Source organism: Streptomyces sp. NBC_00016, assembly GCF_045040885.1.
Taxonomy (GTDB): Bacteria; Actinomycetota; Actinomycetes; order Streptomycetales; family Streptomycetaceae; genus Streptomyces; species Streptomyces coriariae.
In genome coordinates, this window is the sequence record NZ_CP108304.1 from 1,858,194 (window position 1) to 1,876,177 (window position 17,984).

A 17,984-nucleotide genomic window follows, 5' to 3' on the forward strand; every position below is an offset into this window, starting at 1 on the left:
CACACCGGCCGGCGACTACGCGAGGGCTATTCGACCGATAGGGATCATCTCTTTCGTACGACGACGAAGTCGGCGAGCGCCGTGAACCGGTCCCGCACCTGCTCGGACATGTCCACGGCGTTCAGGGCGTCCAGGGCGACGGCGTGCTGGCGGCGCGCCTCCCCGGCGGTCCAGTCACGGCCGCCCGCCTCCTCGATCAGGGCGGCGCGGGCCGCGAACTCCCCCTCGGAGAAGGTCTCGAAGTCGCTGCTCTTGGCGTCGGCGGCGAGGATCTCCCCGAGCCGCTCGGAGGCGGAACCGCCCGCCGCGAGCGCGGCGACCACCGGCAGGGACTTCTTGCGCTGGCGCAGGTCGCTCCAGGTCTGCTTGCCGGTGGCCTCCGGGTCGCCCCAGATGCCGAGCAGGTCGTCCACGGCCTGGAAGGCCAGGCCGAGGTGGTAGCCGTACTTCTCCAGGGCCTCGGCGGTGTGCTGGTCCGCCCCGCCGAGCACGGCGCCGATGGAACTGGCACAGGCCAGCAGGGCACCGGTCTTGTTGCCCTCCATCTCCAGGCACTCCTCGACGCTGACCCGGTCGCGGTGCTCGTAGGAGATGTCCTGGGCCTGGCCGTCGATGAGGGCACGGGTGGCGACGGTCAGGCGGTGGGTCGCCCTGGCCGCCTCGGCCGTGCCGAATTCGAGGAGGATCTCGCCCGCGAGGGCGAACAGGGCGTCGCCGACCAGGATGGCCTGGGCGGGGCCGTGCACCTTCCAGACGGTGTCCCGGTGCCTGCGCTGCTCGTCGCCGTCCATCAGGTCGTCGTGCAGGAGCGAGAAGTTGTGGACCAGCTCGACGGCGACCGCCCCGGGGACGCCGACCTCGGGAGCGGCCCCGGTGACCTCGGCGGAGAGCACGGCGAGGGCGGGACGCACGGCCTTGCCGCCGTCGCCGTCGGTCGGGTTGCCGTGGGCGTCGATCCAGCCGAAGTGGTAGGCGGCGACCGTGTCCATGGGCGGTGCCAGACGGTCGACGGCCGCCCGCAGCACCGGTGTGGCCAGGGTGCGGCCGCGCTCCAGAAGCGCGGTCACGTCCACCGCGGTCCTCCGAGCGGCCGGCGTGGCCGGGGGCACAGTGGGCACGTTTTCTCCTCTTGTTGCGGTGCTGGAGAGGGTGCGGGGGTGTGCCGAGCCGTGCTGATCGAGCATCAGGCCGCCTCCTCGAATTCGAAGAGGCGGCGGGGGCGGGGCCGGCCCAGGGCGCTCAGCGCGGCGTCCGCCGCGCTCACACCGCTGCGGACCGCACTCTCCATGGTCGCGGGCCACCCTGTGGCGGTCCACGCTCCGGCCAGGTACAGGCCGGGGGCTCTGGTGCGGGCGCCGGGCCGAAGGCGCCCGACGCCGGGGGTGGGGGCGAACGTCGCCGTGCGCTCCCGGGTCACGAAGAAGTCCCGCACCACGGCGCCGCGCGTGCCCGGCAGCAGCCGTTCCAGCTCGGGCAGATAGCGCTCGCGCAGCGCGGCCACGGGGTCGTCGATCTCGTCCTGCGCCGCGGACTGGGACAGGGCGAGGTACTGGCCCTCGCGCAGCCCGGAGGCGGCGGTGCGGTCGAAGACCCACTGCACGGGCGTGCCGAGCGCCGCGAAGAAGGGCTTGTCGAGCACCTTGCGGTCGTAGACGACGTGCACGTTGAGGATGGGCGCGGTGCCGATCTCCAGCAGCCGCTCGGCCTCGTCGAGCGCCCCGTCGGGGAGCAGGTCGTACGCCTCGCGCTGCGGTACGGCGAGGACGACCGTGTCCGCGCGGAGCGTCTCGCCGGGAACCTGAACGCTCCACGTCCCGTTCTCGTCAAGAGAGAGGGAGGTGACGCGTGTACGGACCTCGGTACGCACGCCCGCGGAGTCGAGCGCCTTGCGGGCGAGCCGGTCGTGCAGTTCACCCAGCGGGACATGGGCCCAGCCGATGTCGGCGGCGCCCGGGTCGGACAGCAGGCCGGTCTTGAACACCATCGCGGCGAGCCCCAGCGAGGAGTCGCCCGCGACCGCGTTGAGGGTGGCGACCCCGACCAGGTCCCAGAGGGCCTCGACGGCGCGTGCCGACTGACCGTGCGCGGTCAGCCAGCTGCCGAAGTCCTGTGCGTCCAGCCGCGGATCGGCGAGGTCGAGCCCCTTGAGCGCGAGCGCGGCACGGCCCACCCTGGCGCGTTCGGTGAGCGAGAGATGCGGATACGTGGCGAGGCTGCGCCCCAGATGCAGGGGCACGGGCAGCGCGTCGCGCCGCAGCCTGCCGAGCCGCCGTCCCTCGGGCCTGGCCACATCGACGACGGGCACGTCGAGACGATCCTGCAAGGGCGCCAGCGCGCTGCCCTCGATGCGCTCGAGGAACCAGCGGTAGGCGGTGCAGCAACGCAGGTACACGTGCTGGCCGTTGTCCACGGTGAGTTCGCCGCGCCGGAAGGAGAAGGCCAGGCCGCCGAGCCGGGGCCGGCCTTCGAGCAGGGTGACGCGTACGCCCGCGTCGGCGAGCGCGAGCGCGGCGGTCACCCCGGCGAGCCCTCCCCCGACGACGACGGCGGTGCGCCCCGAGGGGCCGGACGCTTCCGAGGCGTCCGCGAGTTGCTCGTCGTTCATCCTGCACCCTCCCGCGCGGACCGGCCATGGTGTTTGAACTCTGCACCGCTGGCCATCGCAGTCAGGGACGCCGCGCCGCACCGGAGGGTTGCGTGCCGCTTTTCGCCGGTGGAATCACCTTGGCCCACTTCGTCACCGGTCGCGTCCATCAGGGGTGCCTCCTGACGGTCCGCCGCGACACATGCCGGGCGTCCAGGCCCGACAGCCCGCGTACGGCCACGAAGGCCTTCTCCCGGCCGGGCAGCGAGACCCGGCCGCGCAGCACGGCCTCGGGGTCGCGCTCGATGCGGTCGAGGAGGCGGCGGTAGATGCCCGCCATGGCGGCGACACAGGCGCCGCTGCGCCGGTCGAGCAGGGGAAGCAGCCGGTAGCCCTCGGCGAAGAGGGCGCGGGCCCGCCGCACCTCGAAGTGCACGAGACCCGCGAAGTCGGATCCCTCCGGCGGCTTCGACCCGTCGAACCCGGCCGAGCAGCCGAACTTCGCGAGGTCGTCGGCGGGCAGATAGGTGCGGCCGCCCTCGGCGTCCTCGCGAACGTCTCGGAGGATGTTCGTGAGCTGGAGCGCGAGCCCGAGCGTGTCGGCGTACTCCGGCGCGCGCTCGGCGCCACGCGCCCCCGGTTCGGTGCCGAACACGCCGAGCGAGAGCCGCCCGATGGCGCCCGCCACACAGCGGCAGTACGCCTTCAGGTCGTCCCAGGTCTCGTAGGTCTCGCCGCGCACGTCCATCAGGACGCCGTCGATCAGTTCGTCCAGGCCGCGCAGCGGGACGGGGAAGGCCCGGGCCGTGTGCGCGAGGGCGACCGCGACGGGGTCGGTGTCGTCCTCCTCGACCTCGCCCGCGCGGACCCGGGCGAGCAGCGCCCGGGTCTCCTCGAGCCTGGCGGTCTTGACCTCGCGGTCCAGTGCGCCGTCGCCGATGTCGTCGACACGGCGCGAGAAGGCGTACAGCGCCGACATCGCGCGGCGCTTGGGCGTGGGCAGCAGCCGGATGCCGTACGCGAAGTTACGGGCCTGCTGTCCGGTGACGGTCTCGCAGTAGCCGTAGGCGGCGAGTACCGGCGCGGACACGTGTGGTGACGGCTCCACGGCCCGGATCACCCCTCTCCTCGCAGGGTCACGCCCACCTCGCGCAGCAGCCGGAGCCTGCCGGGCTTGGGCGGGCCGGGAAGTACGTCGTACCCGGCGGCGGCGATCGCCTTGATCGCCGCGCTTCCCCCCGCCACGAAACCCGCGAGCAACAGCCTCAGCCTGCCGTGAACGCTACCCACCAGGGGGGCGCCTTCATTCAGCAGTTCGCGGGCGCGTTCCGCTTCGTACGCGACCAGCGCGCGCACCGACGCGCCCGCGGTGTTCGTGGCCAGATCCGATTCCTTGACGTGAAAGCGCTTCATGTCCGCGGCGGGCAGATAGACACGGTCGCGGCCGAGGTCCTCGGACACGTCCTGGAGATGCTCGACGATCTGCAGCGCGGTGCAGATCGCGTCGGAGCGGCGGATCCGCTCGGGGGTGGCGGCGCCGGTGACGGCGAGGACCAGCCGGCCCACGGGATTGGCCGACAGCTCGCAGTAGGCGAGGAGGTCGTCGAAGGTCTCGTAGCGCGTGACGAGCTGGTCCTGCCGGTTGGCGGCGATCAGACCGAGAAAGGGCTCGCGGCCGAGCGAACGACGGCGGACGGTCGGCTGGAGGCGACGCAGCAGGGGGTGCCGGGGCGGGCCGTCGGATCCGTCGAAGACACGATGCAGATCGGCCTCGAAGGCGTCCAGCAGGGCGAGGCGGTCCTCGGCCGCGGTGGCCGACACGCCGAGCAGCCGGGCGTCCGCGCCGCCGGGGGCGAGGTCACCGTCGCCGATGTCGTCGACGAGCCGGGCGAAGCCGTACACGGCCATCAGGTCGTCGCGCCAGGCCCTGGGCAGGAAGAAGGGGGCCACCGGGAAGTTCTCGTCCGCGGCCTTGTCGAGCGTGCCGCGCTCCGGGTCACCGATGCGTGACGCGACGGGCGCCGTCATCGTCGACCGCCCGGGGCGGGGACGGCACGGCTCGCGTCGATCTGGGGAGTTTCCGTAGCCATCGCCGTCACATCTCCCGTTCTACACTGCCGACCTAATACACACTATTTCGGACACGCCGCCGAGCCGCCCGCGCAGCGTCCCCGACGGCGGGCACTGCGCGATTTCGCCCCACTTGGCGCGATTCGGGGGCCGGTCCAGCTTACGTTGTACAACGCGGCACGGTTCGCGGGGGTGTCCGGGACATCACAACAACACACCGATTGGCGTCAAGATTCCTAGGCTGACCCGGAGTTGACGTTTCCTTTGCAGACGCAGGGCCCCGCCGGACAGTTCCGGCGGGGCCCTGGCCGAATCGCACTACTTGCCCGAGAACTTCTCGTATTCCCTCATGACCTCTTCGGTCGGGCCGTCCAGCCGTAGTTCGCCGCGTTCCAGCCACAGCACGCGGTCACAGGTGTCCCTGATCGACTTGTTGCTGTGGCTCACCAGGAACACCGTGCCGGCGTGCTCGCGCAGCTCCCGGATGCGTTCCTCGGAGCGCCCCCGGAACTTCGCGTCGCCGGTGGCCAGGGCCTCGTCGATCATCAGGACGTCGTGGTCCTTGGCGGCGGCGATGGAGAAGCGCAGCCGGGCCTGCATGCCGGAGGAGTAGGTGCGCATCGGCAGGGTGATGAAGTCGCCCTTCTCGTTGATGCCGGAGAAGTCGACGATCTCCTGGTAGCGCTCCTTGATCTGCTCGCGGGACATGCCCATGGCGAGCCCGCCGAGGGTGACGTTGCGCTCGCCGGTGAGGTCGTTCATCAGGGCCGCGTTGACGCCGAGCAGCGAGGGCTGGCCGTCGGTGTAGACCTTGCCGCTCTCCGGCGGCAGCAGACCGGCGATGGCGCGCAGCAGCGTGGACTTGCCGGAGCCGTTGGAGCCGATCAGGCCGACGGCCTCGCCGCGGTGGGCGACGAAGGAGACGCCGCGCACGGCGTGCACCTTGCGCACCCCGCGTTCCTCGCCCTCGCGGCGGCCGCGCTTGACGATGCGGCTGAGCGCCGCGGTGGCGCTGCCCTTGCCGGACTTGGCGCCGTTGACGCGGTAGACGATGTGGACCTTGTCGGCGATGACGGTCGGGATCCGTTGTCCCGCGAGCGGCTCAACCACGGCCGTACCTCTCCTCCGCCTGCCAGAAGTACACGAAGCCGCCGACGGCGACGAGGACGGCCCAGCCGCCCGCGACCGCCCAGACGTGCGCGGGAAGGTTCTCGGCGCCGTACTCCTCGATGAGCGCGAAGCGCATCAGGTCCATGTAGATGGCGGCCGGGTTCCACTGCAGGATGTTGGCCACCCACTGCGGCTTGTCCGCGAGGAAGACGGGGATGGAGAACATCACGCCGGACGCGTACATCCACGTCCGCATCACGAACGGCATCAGCTGCGCCAGGTCCGGGGTCTTCGCGCCGGCCCGGGCGAAGATCAGCGCCAGACCGGAGTTGAAGCAGAACTGGAGGGCGAGCACCGGGACGATCAGCGTCCAGGAGGCGTCCGGGTAGCTGCCGAAGCCGATCACGACCAGGAACAGCACCAGCATCGAGTACAGCAGCTGCTGAAGCTGCTGCAGGGCGAACGAGATCGGCAGTGAGGCGCGCGGGAAGTGCAGGGCGCGGACCAGGCCGAGGTTGCCCGAGATCGCCCGGACGCCGGTCATCACCGAGCTCTGCGTGAAGGTGAACACGAAGACGCCCGTGACGAGGAAGGGGATGTACACCTCCTTCGACATCCCCCGGCCGGCGTTGAGGAGCAGGCCGAAGATCATGAAGTACACGGCCGCGTTCAGCAGCGGCGTGGCCACCTGCCACAGCTGGCCGAGTTTGGCCTGGCTGTACTGGGAGGCCAGTTTCGCCCGGGAGAACGCCATGATGAAGTGCCGGCGCCCCCAGAGCTGCCGGACGTACTCCCGCAGCGCAGGCCGGGCGCCGCTCACGGCCAGCCCGTACTTGGCGGCCAGCTGTGCCGCCGTGAGGCCCTCGTCGGGCGACGGAGGCGCAGTCACCACGACTCCGACGTCATGCGTTGTCTCACTCACAGGTAGGAAACTTTCGTCTTCGGGATGCGCAGCCTTGACGAGGCCGGCATGAGCCGGGGGGCCCGCGGTACGGCCCGGGGTGCCCTCAGGGACGAGCTTGTCAGATCACCGGGGGCCGGCCCAGTCGGGTCAGCCGCCACACCGTACGCCACTTCATGGGCCTACGAGGTCCGCACGGAGTGCTCCAGCCTTCCCGGAAACCGCCGAACCACGCCTTCAGCGCGGACCCCGAGGGGCGGCGCGCCAGGGTGAGCAGCAGCCAGACCCCGAGATAGACGGGGACCAGCGGAGCGGGAAGGTTGCGCCGGGCCAGCCAGACCCGGTTGCGGGCGACCATGCGGTGGTACACCGCGTGCCGCGAGGGCGCGGTCGTCGGGTGGTAAAGCACCATGTCCGACCGGTAGTCGATCATCCACCCCGCGTCGAGGGCCCGCCATGCCAGGTCGGTCTCCTCGTGGGCGTAGAAGAACTCGTCCGGGAGTCCGCCCACCTCCGCGAAGACCTTCGTGCGCACGGCGTTGGCGCCCCCGAGGAACGTGGTGACCCGGGAGGAGCGCATCGGGTCCGAGGCGCGCAGCCGGGGTACGTGGCGGCGCTGGGTGACGCCCGTCTCCGGGTCGGCGATCCGGAAGCTGACGATGCCCAGCTTCGGATCGGCGTCGAAGGCCCGGCGGCACAGCTCGGCCGTGTCGTGGTGGGCCAGGAGACCGTCGTCGTCCAGGAACAGCAGGACGTCGACGTCCCGGCCGCTGGGTCCGAAGGCCTCGATGCCGACGTTGCGGCCGCCGGGGATACCGAGGTTCTCGGGCAGCTCGATCGTCCTGACGCCCTCGGGGACGTCCGGGACGGGCGAGCCGTTGCCGACCACGACCACCTCGACCCGGTCGCCGTCCTGCTTGGCGATCGAGTCCAGCAGTGCTCTCAGCTCGTCGGGGCGGTTGCCCATGGTGATGACGACCGCGCCGACCTTCATCGGCGCGCTCACTTCAGCCTGCTCGACGCGAGGATGGACACCAGGTGCAGCAGGGTCTGGAGCAGCGCGATGCCGGCCAGTACGGCCACGCCGAGCCGGGTGAAGAACAGGTCGTCGCGCACCTGGTCGACGACCGCCAGCACCAGAATCAGCAGGGACGCCTCGATGCCGAGGATCAGCCGGTGGAACTGGAGCGCCGAGGCGGCCCGGCGGGCCAGCGCCATCCCGGAGGAGCGCGGTTCGGACGCCGACTCCTTGACCGGCGGCAGACCGCCCTGGTGCCGGGCGACGCCGACGAGGTCGGTCTCCGCCTTGATCAGGATCGCGCCGAGCGCGGCCAGCGTGCCGAGGAAGGCCCAGAGCCAGTCGATGCGTCCGGTGCCCCACGGGTCGGCGGCGCGCAGGCCGAAGCCGACCAGCACGGCGGCGTCGGTGAGATACGCCCCGACCCGGTCCAGATAGACCCCGCCCAGCGAGTACTGCTTCTTCCAGCGGGCGATCTCGCCGTCGACGCAGTCCAGCAGCAGGTACATCTGGACGCACACCACGCCGAGCACGGCGCCCGTGATCCCCGGCACCAGCAGGGCCGGGGCGGCGAGCACGCCGAAGACGGTCATCAGGTACGTGAGCTGGTTGGGCGTGACCCTGGTGTTGACCAGGTAGCGGTCGACCCGCAGGGACACCTCACGCATGTAGAGGCGTCCCATCCAGTGCTCACCGCTGCGCCGGTCCTTCACCCCCGGAGGGTGGACGACCGGTCTGAGTTCAGCTACCGATGGCCTTGACATAGTCGGCGTAGATGTCCTTGATCTGTTCGGTCTTGAGGTCGAGGTGTTCGAGGATCGTGTAGCGGCCCGGCCGGGTCTCGGGAGCGAACTCCACGGCGCGGACGAACTCGTCCACCGTGAAGCCGATCTCCTGCGGCAGGACCGGAAGGCCGTGGCGGCGCAGCACCTGGGCCATGTAGGCCGACTCCTCGTGCGCTCCGCGCAGGTACATCGCGAAGGCCGCGCCGAGTCCGCACTGCTCGCCGTGGGCGGCCGCCCGCTTGGGGAAGAGCAGGTCGAAGGCGTGGTTGATCTCGTGGCACGCGCCGGAGGACGGGCGGGAGTCGCCCGACACCGACATCGCGACGCCGCTGAGCACCAGCGCCTCGGCCAGCACCTGGAGGAAGTCGGTGTCCCCGATGCCGCCCGGGTGGCGCAGCACCGCCTCGCCGGCCTGCCGGGCGATCGCGGCGGCGAGGCCGTCGATCTTCTCGCCCTTGATCCGGTTGGCGAGCTCCCAGTCCGCGATGGCGGAGATGTTGGAGACGGCGTCACCGATACCGGCCCGCACATAGCGGACCGGGGCCTCGCGGATGACGTCCAGGTCGATCACGACGGCGATCGGGTTCGGCACACCGTAGGAGCCGCGCCCCGCGTCGTTGTCGAGGGTGGCGACCGGCGAGCACAGACCGTCGTGCGCGAGGTTCGTCGGCACGGCGACGAGCGGGAGGCCCACGCGTGCCGCGGCGAACTTGGCGCAGTCGATGATCTTGCCGCCGCCCAGGCCGACGACCGCGTCGAAGTGGCCGGCCTTTATGTCGGTGGCCAGCTGGACGGCGTCGTCGAGCGTTCCGCCGCCGACCTCGTACCAGGTGGCGCCGGGCAGGGCCGGGGTGAGGCGCTCGCGCAGCCGGGCGCCCGAGCCGCCGCTGACGGCGATCGCGAGCTTGCCCGAGTGCGAGATGCGCTCGTCGGCGAGGACCCCGACCAGGTCGTCGAGGGCACCCGGGCGGATGTCCACGACGACCGGTGAGGGGATCAGCCGGGTCAGTACTGGCACGCGATCTCCCGTCCACGGGCGAGATCGTCGTGGTTGTCGATCTCGACCCACGCGACGTCGCCGATCGGTGCCACGTCGATGCGGAAGCCGCCGTCGACGAGCTCCTGGTAGCCGTGCTCGTAGAACTGCTGCGGGTCGCTCTCCCACACGGTCTTGAGCGCCTCGGCCAGTGCGGGGGCCGCGTCGCCCTCGATGAGGGTGACGCCGATGTACTCGCCGGTGGCATCGGCCGGGTCCATCAGCTTGGTGATCCGCTGGACGCCCAGGTCGGGGTCGACGACGACCTTCATCTCCTCGTCGGCGAGGGACTTCACGGTGTCGAGCGCGAGGATGATCTGCCTGCCCTCGCCGCGGGCGGCGAGCAGCGTGTGCTCGACGGACACCGGGTGGACGGTGTCGCCGTTGGCGAGGATGACCCCGTCCTTGAGGGCGTCACGGCCGCACCACAGGGAGTAGGCGTTGTTCCACTCCTCGGCCTTGTCGTTGTCGATGAGGGTGAGCTTGAGGCCGTACTTCGCCTCCAGCGCCGCCTTGCGCTCGTAGACGGCCTCCTTGCGGTAGCCGACGATGACCGCGACCTCGGTCAGACCGATCTCGGCGAAGTTGCCGAGCGTCAGGTCCAGAACCGTGGGTTCGCCCTCTATGCCCGCGGGCCCCACCGGCACCAGCGCCTTGGGCAGGCTGTCGGTGTAGGGGCGCAGACGCCGTCCGGCGCCGGCCGCCAGCACGAGGCCGATCATGCGGGTTCTCCTTCATCGTGTACGGACGGGGCGCCTGCCCGGTGGGCGGCGACCCAGAAGCGGATGCTCTCGAGGAGCACCACGAGGGCGACGACCACGGCGAGGACCGTGAGCGCGACCGTGAACTGCGAGGCGGTGAGCAGCACGGCCAGCACGACGACGAGCAGCGTGCGCCCGTCCTGCCCCCCGATGGCGCGCACCAGCCAGGCCGGCGGCGCTCCGGCGTTGCCGCGGATGCGGTACACCGTGTCGTAGTGATGGTAGGCGACGGCGGCCACCAGCCCGAAAGCCGCGGGAAGCGCTCCGTTCACATCGGCCTTGGCCGCGAGGATGAGGACGGTGCAGTACTCCCCGGCCCGGAAGAGCGGCGGGACCAGCCAGTCGAGGGCGCCCTTGAGGGGGCGCAGGAGGGCGTCGGCCGAGAGCAGGACGTACAGGACGGCGGCCAGGAGGAGCGAGAAGCCCGGCCCGTCGAGCGAGGCCGCGAGGACCAGCAGGAGGACGCCGACGGCCGCGCTGAGCGGGGCCGGGATGCGGATGCCGACGGGGAGCGTGCGGACCAGGAGCTCGGTGAGCGGGCCGTTGTCCGCGAGGTCCGCCAGTGCCTGCGCCGCCCGGTCCGTCCGCCTGGCCTTGCGGGTCAGCGAGCGCAGGACACGGCCCGCCGTCGTGTAGGTCGCCGCGAACGCGCAGCCGACGAGCAGCGCGTAGAAGGTGATGCGGGGGGTGGTGGCAGCGGTGAGAACGGCGATCATGGCCCATCGTTCACCGATGGGCAGGACTATCATCCGCCGCACCCAGACCGTCCAGCCGACGCTGTCGAGCTTGTCGGAGAGGGCCGCGGTGGGACTGGTGTTGGCGGTGGCGTCGTGGTTGGCCTCGTTGAAGGAGAAGTCCACGACGTGCCGGCAGGTCTGGAGGACCATCGCGCCCAGCGCCAGGGCCCACACGTCGTCGCCGCCCCGAGCCGCGCCGAGCGCGAGACCCGCGTAGTAGGCGTACTCCTTGGCGCGGTCGAAGGTGGCGTCGAGCCAGGCGCCGAGCGTGGAGTACTGCAAGGAGTAGCGGGCGAGCTGGCCGTCGGTGCAGTCCAGCACGAAGGACGCGATCAGCAGCACGCCGGCCGCGACGAACCCGCCCCGGGTGCCGGTGGCCGCGCAGGCCGCCGCGATCAGCGCGGTGATCAGCGAGGCGGTGGTGACCTGGTTGGGGGTGAGGCCTCGGCGGGCGCACCAGCGGGCGATGTAGCGCGAGTACGGGCTGATGCAGTACGTGGTGAAGAAGCCGTCGCGCGCCTTCACGGCCGACTTCAGGCGGACCGCCTCGTCGTCGACGGCGGCGACGGCCTGCCGTGCCTCGTTGCGGGCCTGCGGGTCGGCCGGGACCTCCGCGACCAGACTGCCCAGCTCGGGGCGGTGCACCTCGGCGCCGTCGGCGTCCAGGGCGGCGACTACCCGGTCGGCGAGGCTGTCGATGCTGTCGATGTGTCCCACGCTCGACCTCGCCGGCGCGGGGGCACCCCCGTGGGCGGTGCCGGCGCTCGCCGAGTTCTCCCTGGCCATCGCGCGGGTCAGGGCCTGCCTGCCGGCCGGCTGCGCGGTCACCGCGCCCGGGATGGCGCCGAGCGGGAAGCGGGGGTCGGTCAGGCCGAGGCGCAGCGCGTGCTCGTGACCCACGAAGCGGGCGTCCACGACGGCGACGCGCTGGTCGCCGGGGACGGCGGCGAGGAGGGCCTCGGCGTCACCGGCGTCGGAGGCGGTCCGGACGTCGAAGCCGAGGGACCGCAGATCGCCCTCGATCGACGATCCGGGGACCGGCGAGCCGGTGAGGATGGCGGTCGACAACCGAACTCACTCCCTGGGTCCGGCGCGTTCACGCCGGTCATGTACACGATGGAGGCGCCCCTGGGACGCACCGGCGACTTCACCAGTGGCCGCACCAGGCGGGCGGCATGTCGGCAGAGGCTATCGGATGCCGGGAACGCCGTGTTCACCGCCCGTTCAGGCAGATCGACGCAGTCCGGCAGCACGGCTTGAACTCGGCTCTTGAACCGGCCTTTGCCGAGATCATCATCGGTGATCGGCGGCCCGGGCGACAAACTGCGAACCCAAGTGCCGACATCCAGGACATTGTCCACCGGGCCGGGGCGTCCGTACCGGTCGGGACGGGAACTTCCGGCATGACATGACTCATCCCCGCCGGAACGGATGGATCGCAGACTTCGGGGCATCCGGGGCACAGCGCGCATCCGGCACGGGTGCCACGACCGGGGGCACGACCGGGCCGGGGAGCGCGTCGGCGGCCCGGGCGTCTTCCCGCCGCGCGCCGGGCCGACAGCCGCACCCCGCCGAGCAGCAGATGAGGGTGCCCTGACCTGCGATTCGTTTCCGCAGGTCAGGGCACATGACAACGGTGTTCAGTGCCGCGTTGCCGGATACCCCCCACCCGTAGTTCACTGTGATCGCGGGGCAGAACGCGACGGCCCACGACGGACCACAGAAGGGCTGCTTCCATGGGGGCTGGGCACGACCACGGCCATACGCACACCCACGTGCCGGCCACCGCCACGGCCGCGGCGGCGTACCGGGGCAGGCTGCGCGTCGCCCTGTCGATCACGCTCGGCGTCATGGTCGTCGAGATCGTCGGCGGGGTGCTCGCGGACTCCCTCGCACTGGTCGCGGACGCCGCGCACATGGCGACGGACGCGCTGGGCCTGGGCATGGCGCTGCTCGCCATCCATTTCGCCAACCGGCCGCCGAGCGCGAACCGCACCTTCGGACTGGCCCGCGCCGAGATCCTCGCCGCCCTCGCCAACTGTCTGCTGCTGCTCGGCGTGGGCGGCTACGTCCTGTACGAGGCGGTCCAGCGGTTCTTCACTCCCGCCACCACCGAGGGCGGGCTGATGATCTGGTTCGGCGGGATCGGCCTGGTCGCGAACATGATCTCGATGTCGCTGCTGATCCGCGGCCAGGCGGAGAGCCTGAACGTGCGCGGGGCGTTCCTGGAGGTGGCGGCGGACGCGCTGGGTTCGGTGGCGGTGCTGATCTCGGCGGTGGTGATCCTCACCACCGGCTGGCAGGCCGCCGACCCGATCGCCTCGCTCGTCATCGGCCTGATGATCGTGCCGCGCACCGTGAAGCTGCTGCGCGAGACACTCGACGTACTGCTGGAGTCGGCTCCCAAGGACGTCGACATGGCGGAGGTGCGCTCCCACATACTCGCTCTCGACGGGGTGGAGGACGTCCACGATCTGCACGCGTGGACCATCACCTCCGGGATGCCGGTGCTGTCGGCGCACGTGGTGGTGCGCTCGGACGTACTGAACGCGATCGGCCACGAGAAGATGCTGCACGAGCTCCAGGGCTGCCTGGGCCACCACTTCGACGTGGAGCACTGCACCTTCCAGCTGGAGCCGAGCGGGCACGCGGAGCACGAGGCGCGGCTCTGTCACTGAGCGTGCGCCTGCCGTCCGCGCCGCGTGATCCGCACAGACGTTCCGGACGGTTCCCCGCTCCCGGTGCCGGGCAAGATCACCTACCGGGTCCCTTGCCGCGCGGGACATGCGCGCTTTCGCGTGAAGTGCCGGGAGTGCCGGACGCGTACGGCAGACTGGGGACGCGAGGACCGATGCTAAGGATGGGTATGCCGATCACACCTGCCACCGCGACACAGACGTCGTCGAACGGCACCGCGGACGCGATCTTGCTGGAGCTGGTCGACGAGAACGGCGTCACGATCGGCACCGCGGAGAAGCTGGCCGCCCATCAGCCGCCGGGGCAGCTGCACCGCGCCTTCTCCGTGTTCCTCTTCGACGAGCGGGGCCGGCTGCTGCTCCAGCAGCGGGCGCTCGGCAAGTACCACTCCCCCGGGGTGTGGTCCAACACCTGCTGCGGTCACCCCTACCCGGGTGAGGCGCCGTTCGCGGCGGCCGCGCGGCGCACCTTCGAGGAACTCGGCGTCTCCCCGTCGCTGCTCGCCGAGGCGGGCACGGTCCGCTACAACCACCCGGACCCGGAGTCGGGTCTGGTCGAGCAGGAGTACAACCACCTGTTCGTGGGGCTGGTGCAGTCCCCGCTGCGGCCGGACGCGGAGGAGGTCGGCGACACGGCCTTCGTGACGCCCGCCGAACTGGCGGAGCGGCACGCCGGGGACCCGTTCTCGTCCTGGTTCATGACCGTGCTGGACGCGGCACGTCCGGCGGTCAGAGAGCTGACGGGGCCGTCGGCCGGCTGGTGAGCCTCAGGGCACCCGCACGGGCTTGAGCGGCAGGGCGGCCCAGATCACCTTGCCGCCGCCCGCGGTGTGCTCGACGTCGCAGACCCCGCCCGCCTCGAGGGTGATCTCCCGCACCAGCAGCAGTCCCCGGCCGCCCGTGCGGCCGTGGTCGGCCTCCAGGGCGGTCGGACGGTAGGGATGGTTGTCCTCCACCGACACCCGCACCCACTCGGCCCCGACCGCCACCTCCACGGCGAGCACCGGCGACAGCACCGCCGCGTGCCGGACGGCGTTGGTCACCAGTTCGGAGACGATCAGCAGGAGGCCCTGGGCCAGGTCGTCGGAGACCGGCACCCCCTGGCGGTACAGCAGGTCCCGCACGGCGTGTCGCGCCTGCGGGACCGAGGCGTCCACGGCGGGCGCGGTGAAGCGCCAGACGCCTTCGTAGGGCAGCGGCCGGAGCACGGCTTCCGCAGAGGATTCGGAAGGGTCCCCCGGGGCGCCCTCTGGGCGTGGGTCGGGCCCGCGCCCTTGATCGTCCATCGTCCGGTCGCCACCCTCGCGCTCGATTGTCACCACACGTGAAGTGTTGGTACCGAGGCCCTCCCCTCCGGATGACTGAACAGAAGTCAGCAGTTATCGAACGTTTCCGACCGCCCCCGGATGACGGAGTCGACCGCGGGACCGTTTTCTGTCCTCTCCGCGCCGACTTCGCGCACTCTTCGGGTTGTACGGGTTCGGCGGCGCCGCTCCTCCCCTTTGGCCGCCATTGGTTCCCTTTGGTGGGCTCTGGTTCCCTTTGCCGCCGGTGTCGTGCCTCTCACATCGGCCGTTCCGATCATGCGGACGAGCTGGTGGTTAGCATCCGGAGCATGGAGCCCGATCTGCTGCACGGCGTCACCGACGCGGTCGCCACCGTCGTCCTGCACCACCCGGCGAAGCGCAACGCCATGACAGCCGCGATGTGGGCGGCGCTGCCCCCGTTGCTCGACACCCTGGCCGCCGACCCGGCGGTGCGGGCGCTGGTGCTGACCGGCGCGGGCGGCACCTTCTGCGCCGGGGCCGACATCTCCACGCTCCGGGAGTCGCCGGAGGAGGCGCAGGAGCTGGCGGTGCGTGCCGAGGAGGCCCTGGCGGCCTTCCCGAAACCGACCCTGGCGGCGGTCCGGGGGCACTGCGTCGGCGGTGGCGCCCAGCTCGCCGCGGCCTGCGACCTGCGGTTCGCCGAGGAGGGCGCGCAGTTCGGGGTGACACCGGCGAAGCTCGGAATCGTCTACCCCTCCACCGCCACCCGGCGCCTGGTGTCCCTGGTCGGCCCGGCCACCGCCAAGTACCTGCTGTTCTCCGGCGAGTTGATCGACACCGAGCGGGCGCTGCGCACGGGTCTGGTCGACGAGGTGCTGCCCGTCGACGGACTCGAGGAGCGGGTCGCGGAGTTCACCCGCGTACTGGTGTCCCGCTCGCAGCTGACGCAGGCCGCCGCCAAGGAGTTCGCGAACGGCCGCGGGGACCGGGACGCCCACTGGAGCGCGCAGGCGCGCGGCAGCGGCGACACCGCGGAGGGCGTCGCCGCGTTCCTGGAGCGCAGGGAGCCGCGCTTCACCTGGACTACGTCAGGATGAAGCGGCTGCGGGCCCGCAGCTTCTCCACGAGGTGGGCGGGTGCCTTGTGCGGGGCGCCGGCGTCGTAGGGCGGCTGCGGGTCGTACTCCGTGCCCAGCTGGACGGACCGGGCATGGTCGTCGCCCGCGATCCGGCCGAGCAGGGCGAGTCCCATGTCGATGCCGGACGAGACGCCGGCCGCGGTGACGTACTTGCCGTCGAAGACGACGCGTTCGCCGGTCGGCTCGACACCGAACGCCTCGAGCTGCCCCAGGGCCAGCCAGTGGGAGGTGGCGCGGCGGCCTTCGAGGAGACCGGCGGCCGCGAGCAGCAGGGAGCCGGAGCACACGGACGTCGTCCAGGTGCTGGTGACGTCGGCGGTCCGGAGCCAGTCGAGCAGGGGCTCGTGCTCCATCAGCGCGCTCTGGCCGGGCCCCCCGGAGACGATCACGATGTCGGGGGCGGGGACCTCGGACAGCGCCCGGTCGGCGGTGACGGCCAGGAAGCCGGTCTCCGTGCGGACGGGCCCTCTCTCCTCGGCCACGAAGACGATCTCGGCGCCCGGGGCGCGGGAGAGCATCTCGTACGGGCCCACGACGTCGAGGGCGGTGAAGCGGTCGTAGACGACGACGGCGATCTGCATGGGTTCCTCTCATCGGGCTGACGGGGCTTCAGTGGACGGGTGCGGGACGGAACCGGCGGCGGTACTCCGCCGGGGGCGTCCCGAGCGCCTTGACGAAGGCGCGCCGCATGGCCTCGGGGGTGCCGTAGCCGCTGGCGCGGGAGATCTCCTCGACGCCGTCGGCCGTGTCCTCCAGCAGACGGCGGGCATGCTCCAGGCGGACCCGGTCGACATAGCGGCCGGGCGTCATGCCGGTCTCGTCACGGAAGGCGCGGGCGAAGTGGCGCGGGGAGAGCAGGGCGCGGGCGGCGAGCGACTCGACGCTCAGGTCGGCGGCGGGATGCTCGGTGATCCAGTGCTGGACCTCCCGCAGGGGCGCGCGCTCGGCCGTCTGGGCGGCCAGCTGCGCGCTGAACTGGGCCTGGTTCCCGGGCCGGCGCAGAAAGACGACCAGGTGCCGGGCGATGGTCAGGGCCGCGTCACGGCCGAGGTCCTCCTCGACCAGGGCGAGGGCCAGGTCGATGCCGGAGGTGACGCCGGCCGAGGTGTGGACGTGCCCGTCCCGGACGTAGATCGGGTCGGGGTCGACCCGCACGGCCGGGTGGTCGCGGGCGAGCCGGTCGCAGTACGCCCAGTGGGTCGTCGCCCGGCGGCCGTCCAGCAGACCCGCGGCGGCGAGCAGGGTCGCGCCGGTGCAGACCGAGACGAGGCGCTCCGCGCGCGGGGCGTGCACGCGCAGCCAGTCCGTCAGCGGCGCGGCGTCCGGGCGGCGGGTGCCCCGGCCGCCCGGGACGAGCAGCGTGTGCGGGTCGCCCGCGCGTGTGAGGGCCTCGTCCGGTACGAGGGTCAGCCCGCTGGAGGTGCGCACCGGAGCGCCGTCCAGGGAAGCCGTACGGATCCGGTAGGTGCCCGGAGTGTGCCGCTCGGCGCCCGCGAAGACCTCCAGGGGGCCGGTCACGTCGAGACTCTGGACTCCGTCGAAGAGCACGATGAGAACGGTGGGAACGGTTCGCTGCGGCATGGGAACGATTCTTCGCGGGCGGGGCGCGGGGCGGCAATGACGGGTTCCCCACCTTTTCTGCCACGACCCGTCGGCATGACCCGACGATCTCGAGGTACCCGGTCCTTCTCGGCCGGAGCGGCCGGGCGACGAAGAAGGCAAGACGAAGAACGAAAAGGGGAAGCTCGTGTTCCGTGCGATCGCAGACGTCCTGCGCCAGATCGGTGGCGCCGTCGCCACTGTGGTGACGCTGCCTTTCCGGGCGCTGGCCCGGCTCTTCGGCGGGGCCTCGGGCTCCACGAGGAGCCGCAGGGCCTGAT

General features: G+C 71.7%; 19 protein-coding genes. 4 read left to right on the forward strand and 15 right to left on the reverse strand.

Annotated elements, in window-relative coordinates:
* Positions 1-44: 44 nt before the first annotated feature.
* From OG933_RS08355 to OG933_RS08410, 12 genes are all read right to left on the reverse strand, one after another.
* Positions 45-1,073 carry a polyprenyl synthetase family protein gene (locus OG933_RS08355; RefSeq protein ID WP_405633282.1) on the reverse strand — a complete coding sequence of 343 codons (1,029 nt, stop codon included), beginning with the start codon at positions 1,071-1,073 and terminating at the stop codon, positions 45-47.
* Between the two features lie 110 nt (positions 1,074-1,183).
* A complete protein-coding gene (gene hpnE / locus OG933_RS08360; RefSeq protein ID WP_362518705.1) occupies positions 1,184-2,605 on the reverse strand; it encodes a hydroxysqualene dehydroxylase HpnE in 1,422 nt (473 codons plus the stop codon).
* The gene (locus OG933_RS08365; protein ID WP_362518702.1) at positions 2,602-2,754 is read right to left on the reverse strand and encodes a DUF6380 family protein; all 153 of its coding nucleotides are present in this window, start codon (positions 2,752-2,754) and stop codon (positions 2,602-2,604) included. Before OG933_RS08365 ends, hpnE begins: the two co-directional genes overlap by 4 nt.
* Positions 2,754-3,704: a presqualene diphosphate synthase HpnD gene (gene hpnD / locus OG933_RS08370; RefSeq protein WP_362518700.1), complete on the reverse strand. Its 951-nt coding sequence runs from the start codon at positions 3,702-3,704 to the stop codon at positions 2,754-2,756. The genes OG933_RS08365 and hpnD overlap by 1 nt, the downstream gene beginning before the upstream one ends.
* Positions 3,701-4,612, reverse strand: coding sequence for a squalene synthase HpnC (gene hpnC / locus OG933_RS08375; RefSeq protein WP_362518697.1), 912 nt, complete (start codon positions 4,610-4,612; stop codon positions 3,701-3,703). The genes hpnD and hpnC overlap by 4 nt, the downstream gene beginning before the upstream one ends.
* A gap of 360 nt (positions 4,613-4,972) precedes the next feature.
* Complete coding sequence (locus OG933_RS08380; RefSeq protein ID WP_362518694.1) at positions 4,973-5,764, reverse strand: ABC transporter ATP-binding protein; 792 nt, start codon at positions 5,762-5,764, stop codon at positions 4,973-4,975.
* A complete protein-coding gene (locus OG933_RS08385; RefSeq protein ID WP_028806782.1) occupies positions 5,757-6,686 on the reverse strand; it encodes an ABC transporter permease in 930 nt (309 codons plus the stop codon). The genes OG933_RS08380 and OG933_RS08385 overlap by 8 nt, the downstream gene beginning before the upstream one ends.
* Before the next feature lie 100 nt (positions 6,687-6,786).
* Complete coding sequence (locus OG933_RS08390) at positions 6,787-7,659, reverse strand: glycosyltransferase family 2 protein (RefSeq protein ID WP_405633285.1); 873 nt, start codon at positions 7,657-7,659, stop codon at positions 6,787-6,789.
* 8 nt (positions 7,660-7,667) lie between these two features.
* Positions 7,668-8,447 (reverse strand): CDP-alcohol phosphatidyltransferase family protein, encoded by a 780-nt coding sequence (locus OG933_RS08395; protein WP_171400706.1) that lies wholly within the window; start codon positions 8,445-8,447, stop codon positions 7,668-7,670.
* Positions 8,425-9,486 (reverse strand): iron-containing alcohol dehydrogenase family protein, encoded by a 1,062-nt coding sequence (locus OG933_RS08400; RefSeq protein WP_405626270.1) that lies wholly within the window; start codon positions 9,484-9,486, stop codon positions 8,425-8,427. The genes OG933_RS08395 and OG933_RS08400 overlap by 23 nt, the downstream gene beginning before the upstream one ends.
* On the reverse strand, positions 9,474-10,226 hold the full coding sequence (locus OG933_RS08405; RefSeq protein WP_054241363.1) for a sugar phosphate nucleotidyltransferase: 753 nt from the start codon (positions 10,224-10,226) through the stop codon (positions 9,474-9,476). Before OG933_RS08405 ends, OG933_RS08400 begins: the two co-directional genes overlap by 13 nt.
* The gene (locus OG933_RS08410; protein WP_362518682.1) at positions 10,223-12,070 is read right to left on the reverse strand and encodes a DUF5941 domain-containing protein; all 1,848 of its coding nucleotides are present in this window, start codon (positions 12,068-12,070) and stop codon (positions 10,223-10,225) included. Before OG933_RS08410 ends, OG933_RS08405 begins: the two co-directional genes overlap by 4 nt.
* A 668-nt stretch (positions 12,071-12,738) precedes the next feature.
* Between OG933_RS08410 and OG933_RS08415 the strand changes: the two genes are divergently transcribed.
* Together OG933_RS08415 and idi are read left to right on the forward strand one after the other, a co-directional pair.
* Positions 12,739-13,680, forward strand: coding sequence for a cation diffusion facilitator family transporter (locus OG933_RS08415; protein WP_362518680.1), 942 nt, complete (start codon positions 12,739-12,741; stop codon positions 13,678-13,680).
* Between the two features lie 188 nt (positions 13,681-13,868).
* Positions 13,869-14,462 (forward strand): isopentenyl-diphosphate Delta-isomerase, encoded by a 594-nt coding sequence (gene idi / locus OG933_RS08420; protein ID WP_054241366.1) that lies wholly within the window; start codon positions 13,869-13,871, stop codon positions 14,460-14,462.
* Between the two features lie 3 nt (positions 14,463-14,465).
* On the opposite strand, the gene OG933_RS08425 is transcribed toward idi, so the two are convergent.
* The gene (locus tag OG933_RS08425) at positions 14,466-14,984 is read right to left on the reverse strand and encodes an ATP-binding protein (protein ID WP_142268172.1); all 519 of its coding nucleotides are present in this window, start codon (positions 14,982-14,984) and stop codon (positions 14,466-14,468) included.
* 329 nt (positions 14,985-15,313) lie between these two features.
* Between OG933_RS08425 and OG933_RS08430 the strand changes: the two genes are divergently transcribed.
* Positions 15,314-16,063, forward strand: a complete 750-nt coding sequence (locus OG933_RS08430) for an enoyl-CoA hydratase/isomerase family protein (RefSeq protein ID WP_020129455.1) — start codon at positions 15,314-15,316, stop codon at positions 16,061-16,063.
* Here the strand turns inward: OG933_RS08430 and OG933_RS08435 are convergent.
* Together OG933_RS08435 and OG933_RS08440 are read right to left on the reverse strand one after the other, a co-directional pair.
* Entirely contained in the window at positions 16,050-16,685 is a 636-nt protein-coding gene (locus OG933_RS08435; protein ID WP_405626273.1) for a DJ-1/PfpI family protein, read from the reverse strand. The genes OG933_RS08430 and OG933_RS08435 overlap by 14 nt on opposite strands.
* Before the next feature lie 28 nt (positions 16,686-16,713).
* Positions 16,714-17,685 (reverse strand): GlxA family transcriptional regulator, encoded by a 972-nt coding sequence (locus tag OG933_RS08440; RefSeq protein WP_405626275.1) that lies wholly within the window; start codon positions 17,683-17,685, stop codon positions 16,714-16,716.
* Between the two features lie 166 nt (positions 17,686-17,851).
* Here OG933_RS08440 and OG933_RS08445 point away from each other — a divergent pair, with 166 nt between their 5' ends.
* A complete protein-coding gene (locus OG933_RS08445) occupies positions 17,852-17,983 on the forward strand; it encodes an LPFR motif small protein (protein ID WP_020129452.1) in 132 nt (43 codons plus the stop codon).
* Position 17,984 lies beyond the last annotated feature (1 nt).

Coding starts and splice junctions, on each gene's coding strand:
- OG933_RS08365 (WP_362518702.1), bottom strand. CDS start 2,754: ATGGACGCGACCGGTGACGAAGTGGGCCAAGGTGATTCCACCGGCGAA.
- OG933_RS08390 (WP_405633285.1), bottom strand. CDS start 7,659: ATGAAGGTCGGCGCGGTCGTCATCACCATGGGCAACCGCCCCGACGAG.
- OG933_RS08395 (WP_171400706.1), bottom strand. CDS start 8,447: ATGTCAAGGCCATCGGTAGCTGAACTCAGACCGGTCGTCCACCCTCCG.
- hpnC (WP_362518697.1), bottom strand. CDS start 4,612: ATGACGGCGCCCGTCGCGTCACGCATCGGTGACCCGGAGCGCGGCACG.
- OG933_RS08425 (WP_142268172.1), bottom strand. CDS start 14,984: ATGGACGATCAAGGGCGCGGGCCCGACCCACGCCCAGAGGGCGCCCCG.
- OG933_RS08435 (WP_405626273.1), bottom strand. CDS start 16,685: ATGCAGATCGCCGTCGTCGTCTACGACCGCTTCACCGCCCTCGACGTC.
- hpnE (WP_362518705.1), bottom strand. CDS start 2,605: ATGAACGACGAGCAACTCGCGGACGCCTCGGAAGCGTCCGGCCCCTCG.
- OG933_RS08440 (WP_405626275.1), bottom strand. CDS start 17,685: ATGCCGCAGCGAACCGTTCCCACCGTTCTCATCGTGCTCTTCGACGGA.
- idi (WP_054241366.1), top strand. CDS start 13,869: ATGCCGATCACACCTGCCACCGCGACACAGACGTCGTCGAACGGCACC.
- OG933_RS08415 (WP_362518680.1), top strand. CDS start 12,739: ATGGGGGCTGGGCACGACCACGGCCATACGCACACCCACGTGCCGGCC.
- OG933_RS08430 (WP_020129455.1), top strand. CDS start 15,314: ATGGAGCCCGATCTGCTGCACGGCGTCACCGACGCGGTCGCCACCGTC.
- OG933_RS08405 (WP_054241363.1), bottom strand. CDS start 10,226: ATGATCGGCCTCGTGCTGGCGGCCGGCGCCGGACGGCGTCTGCGCCCC.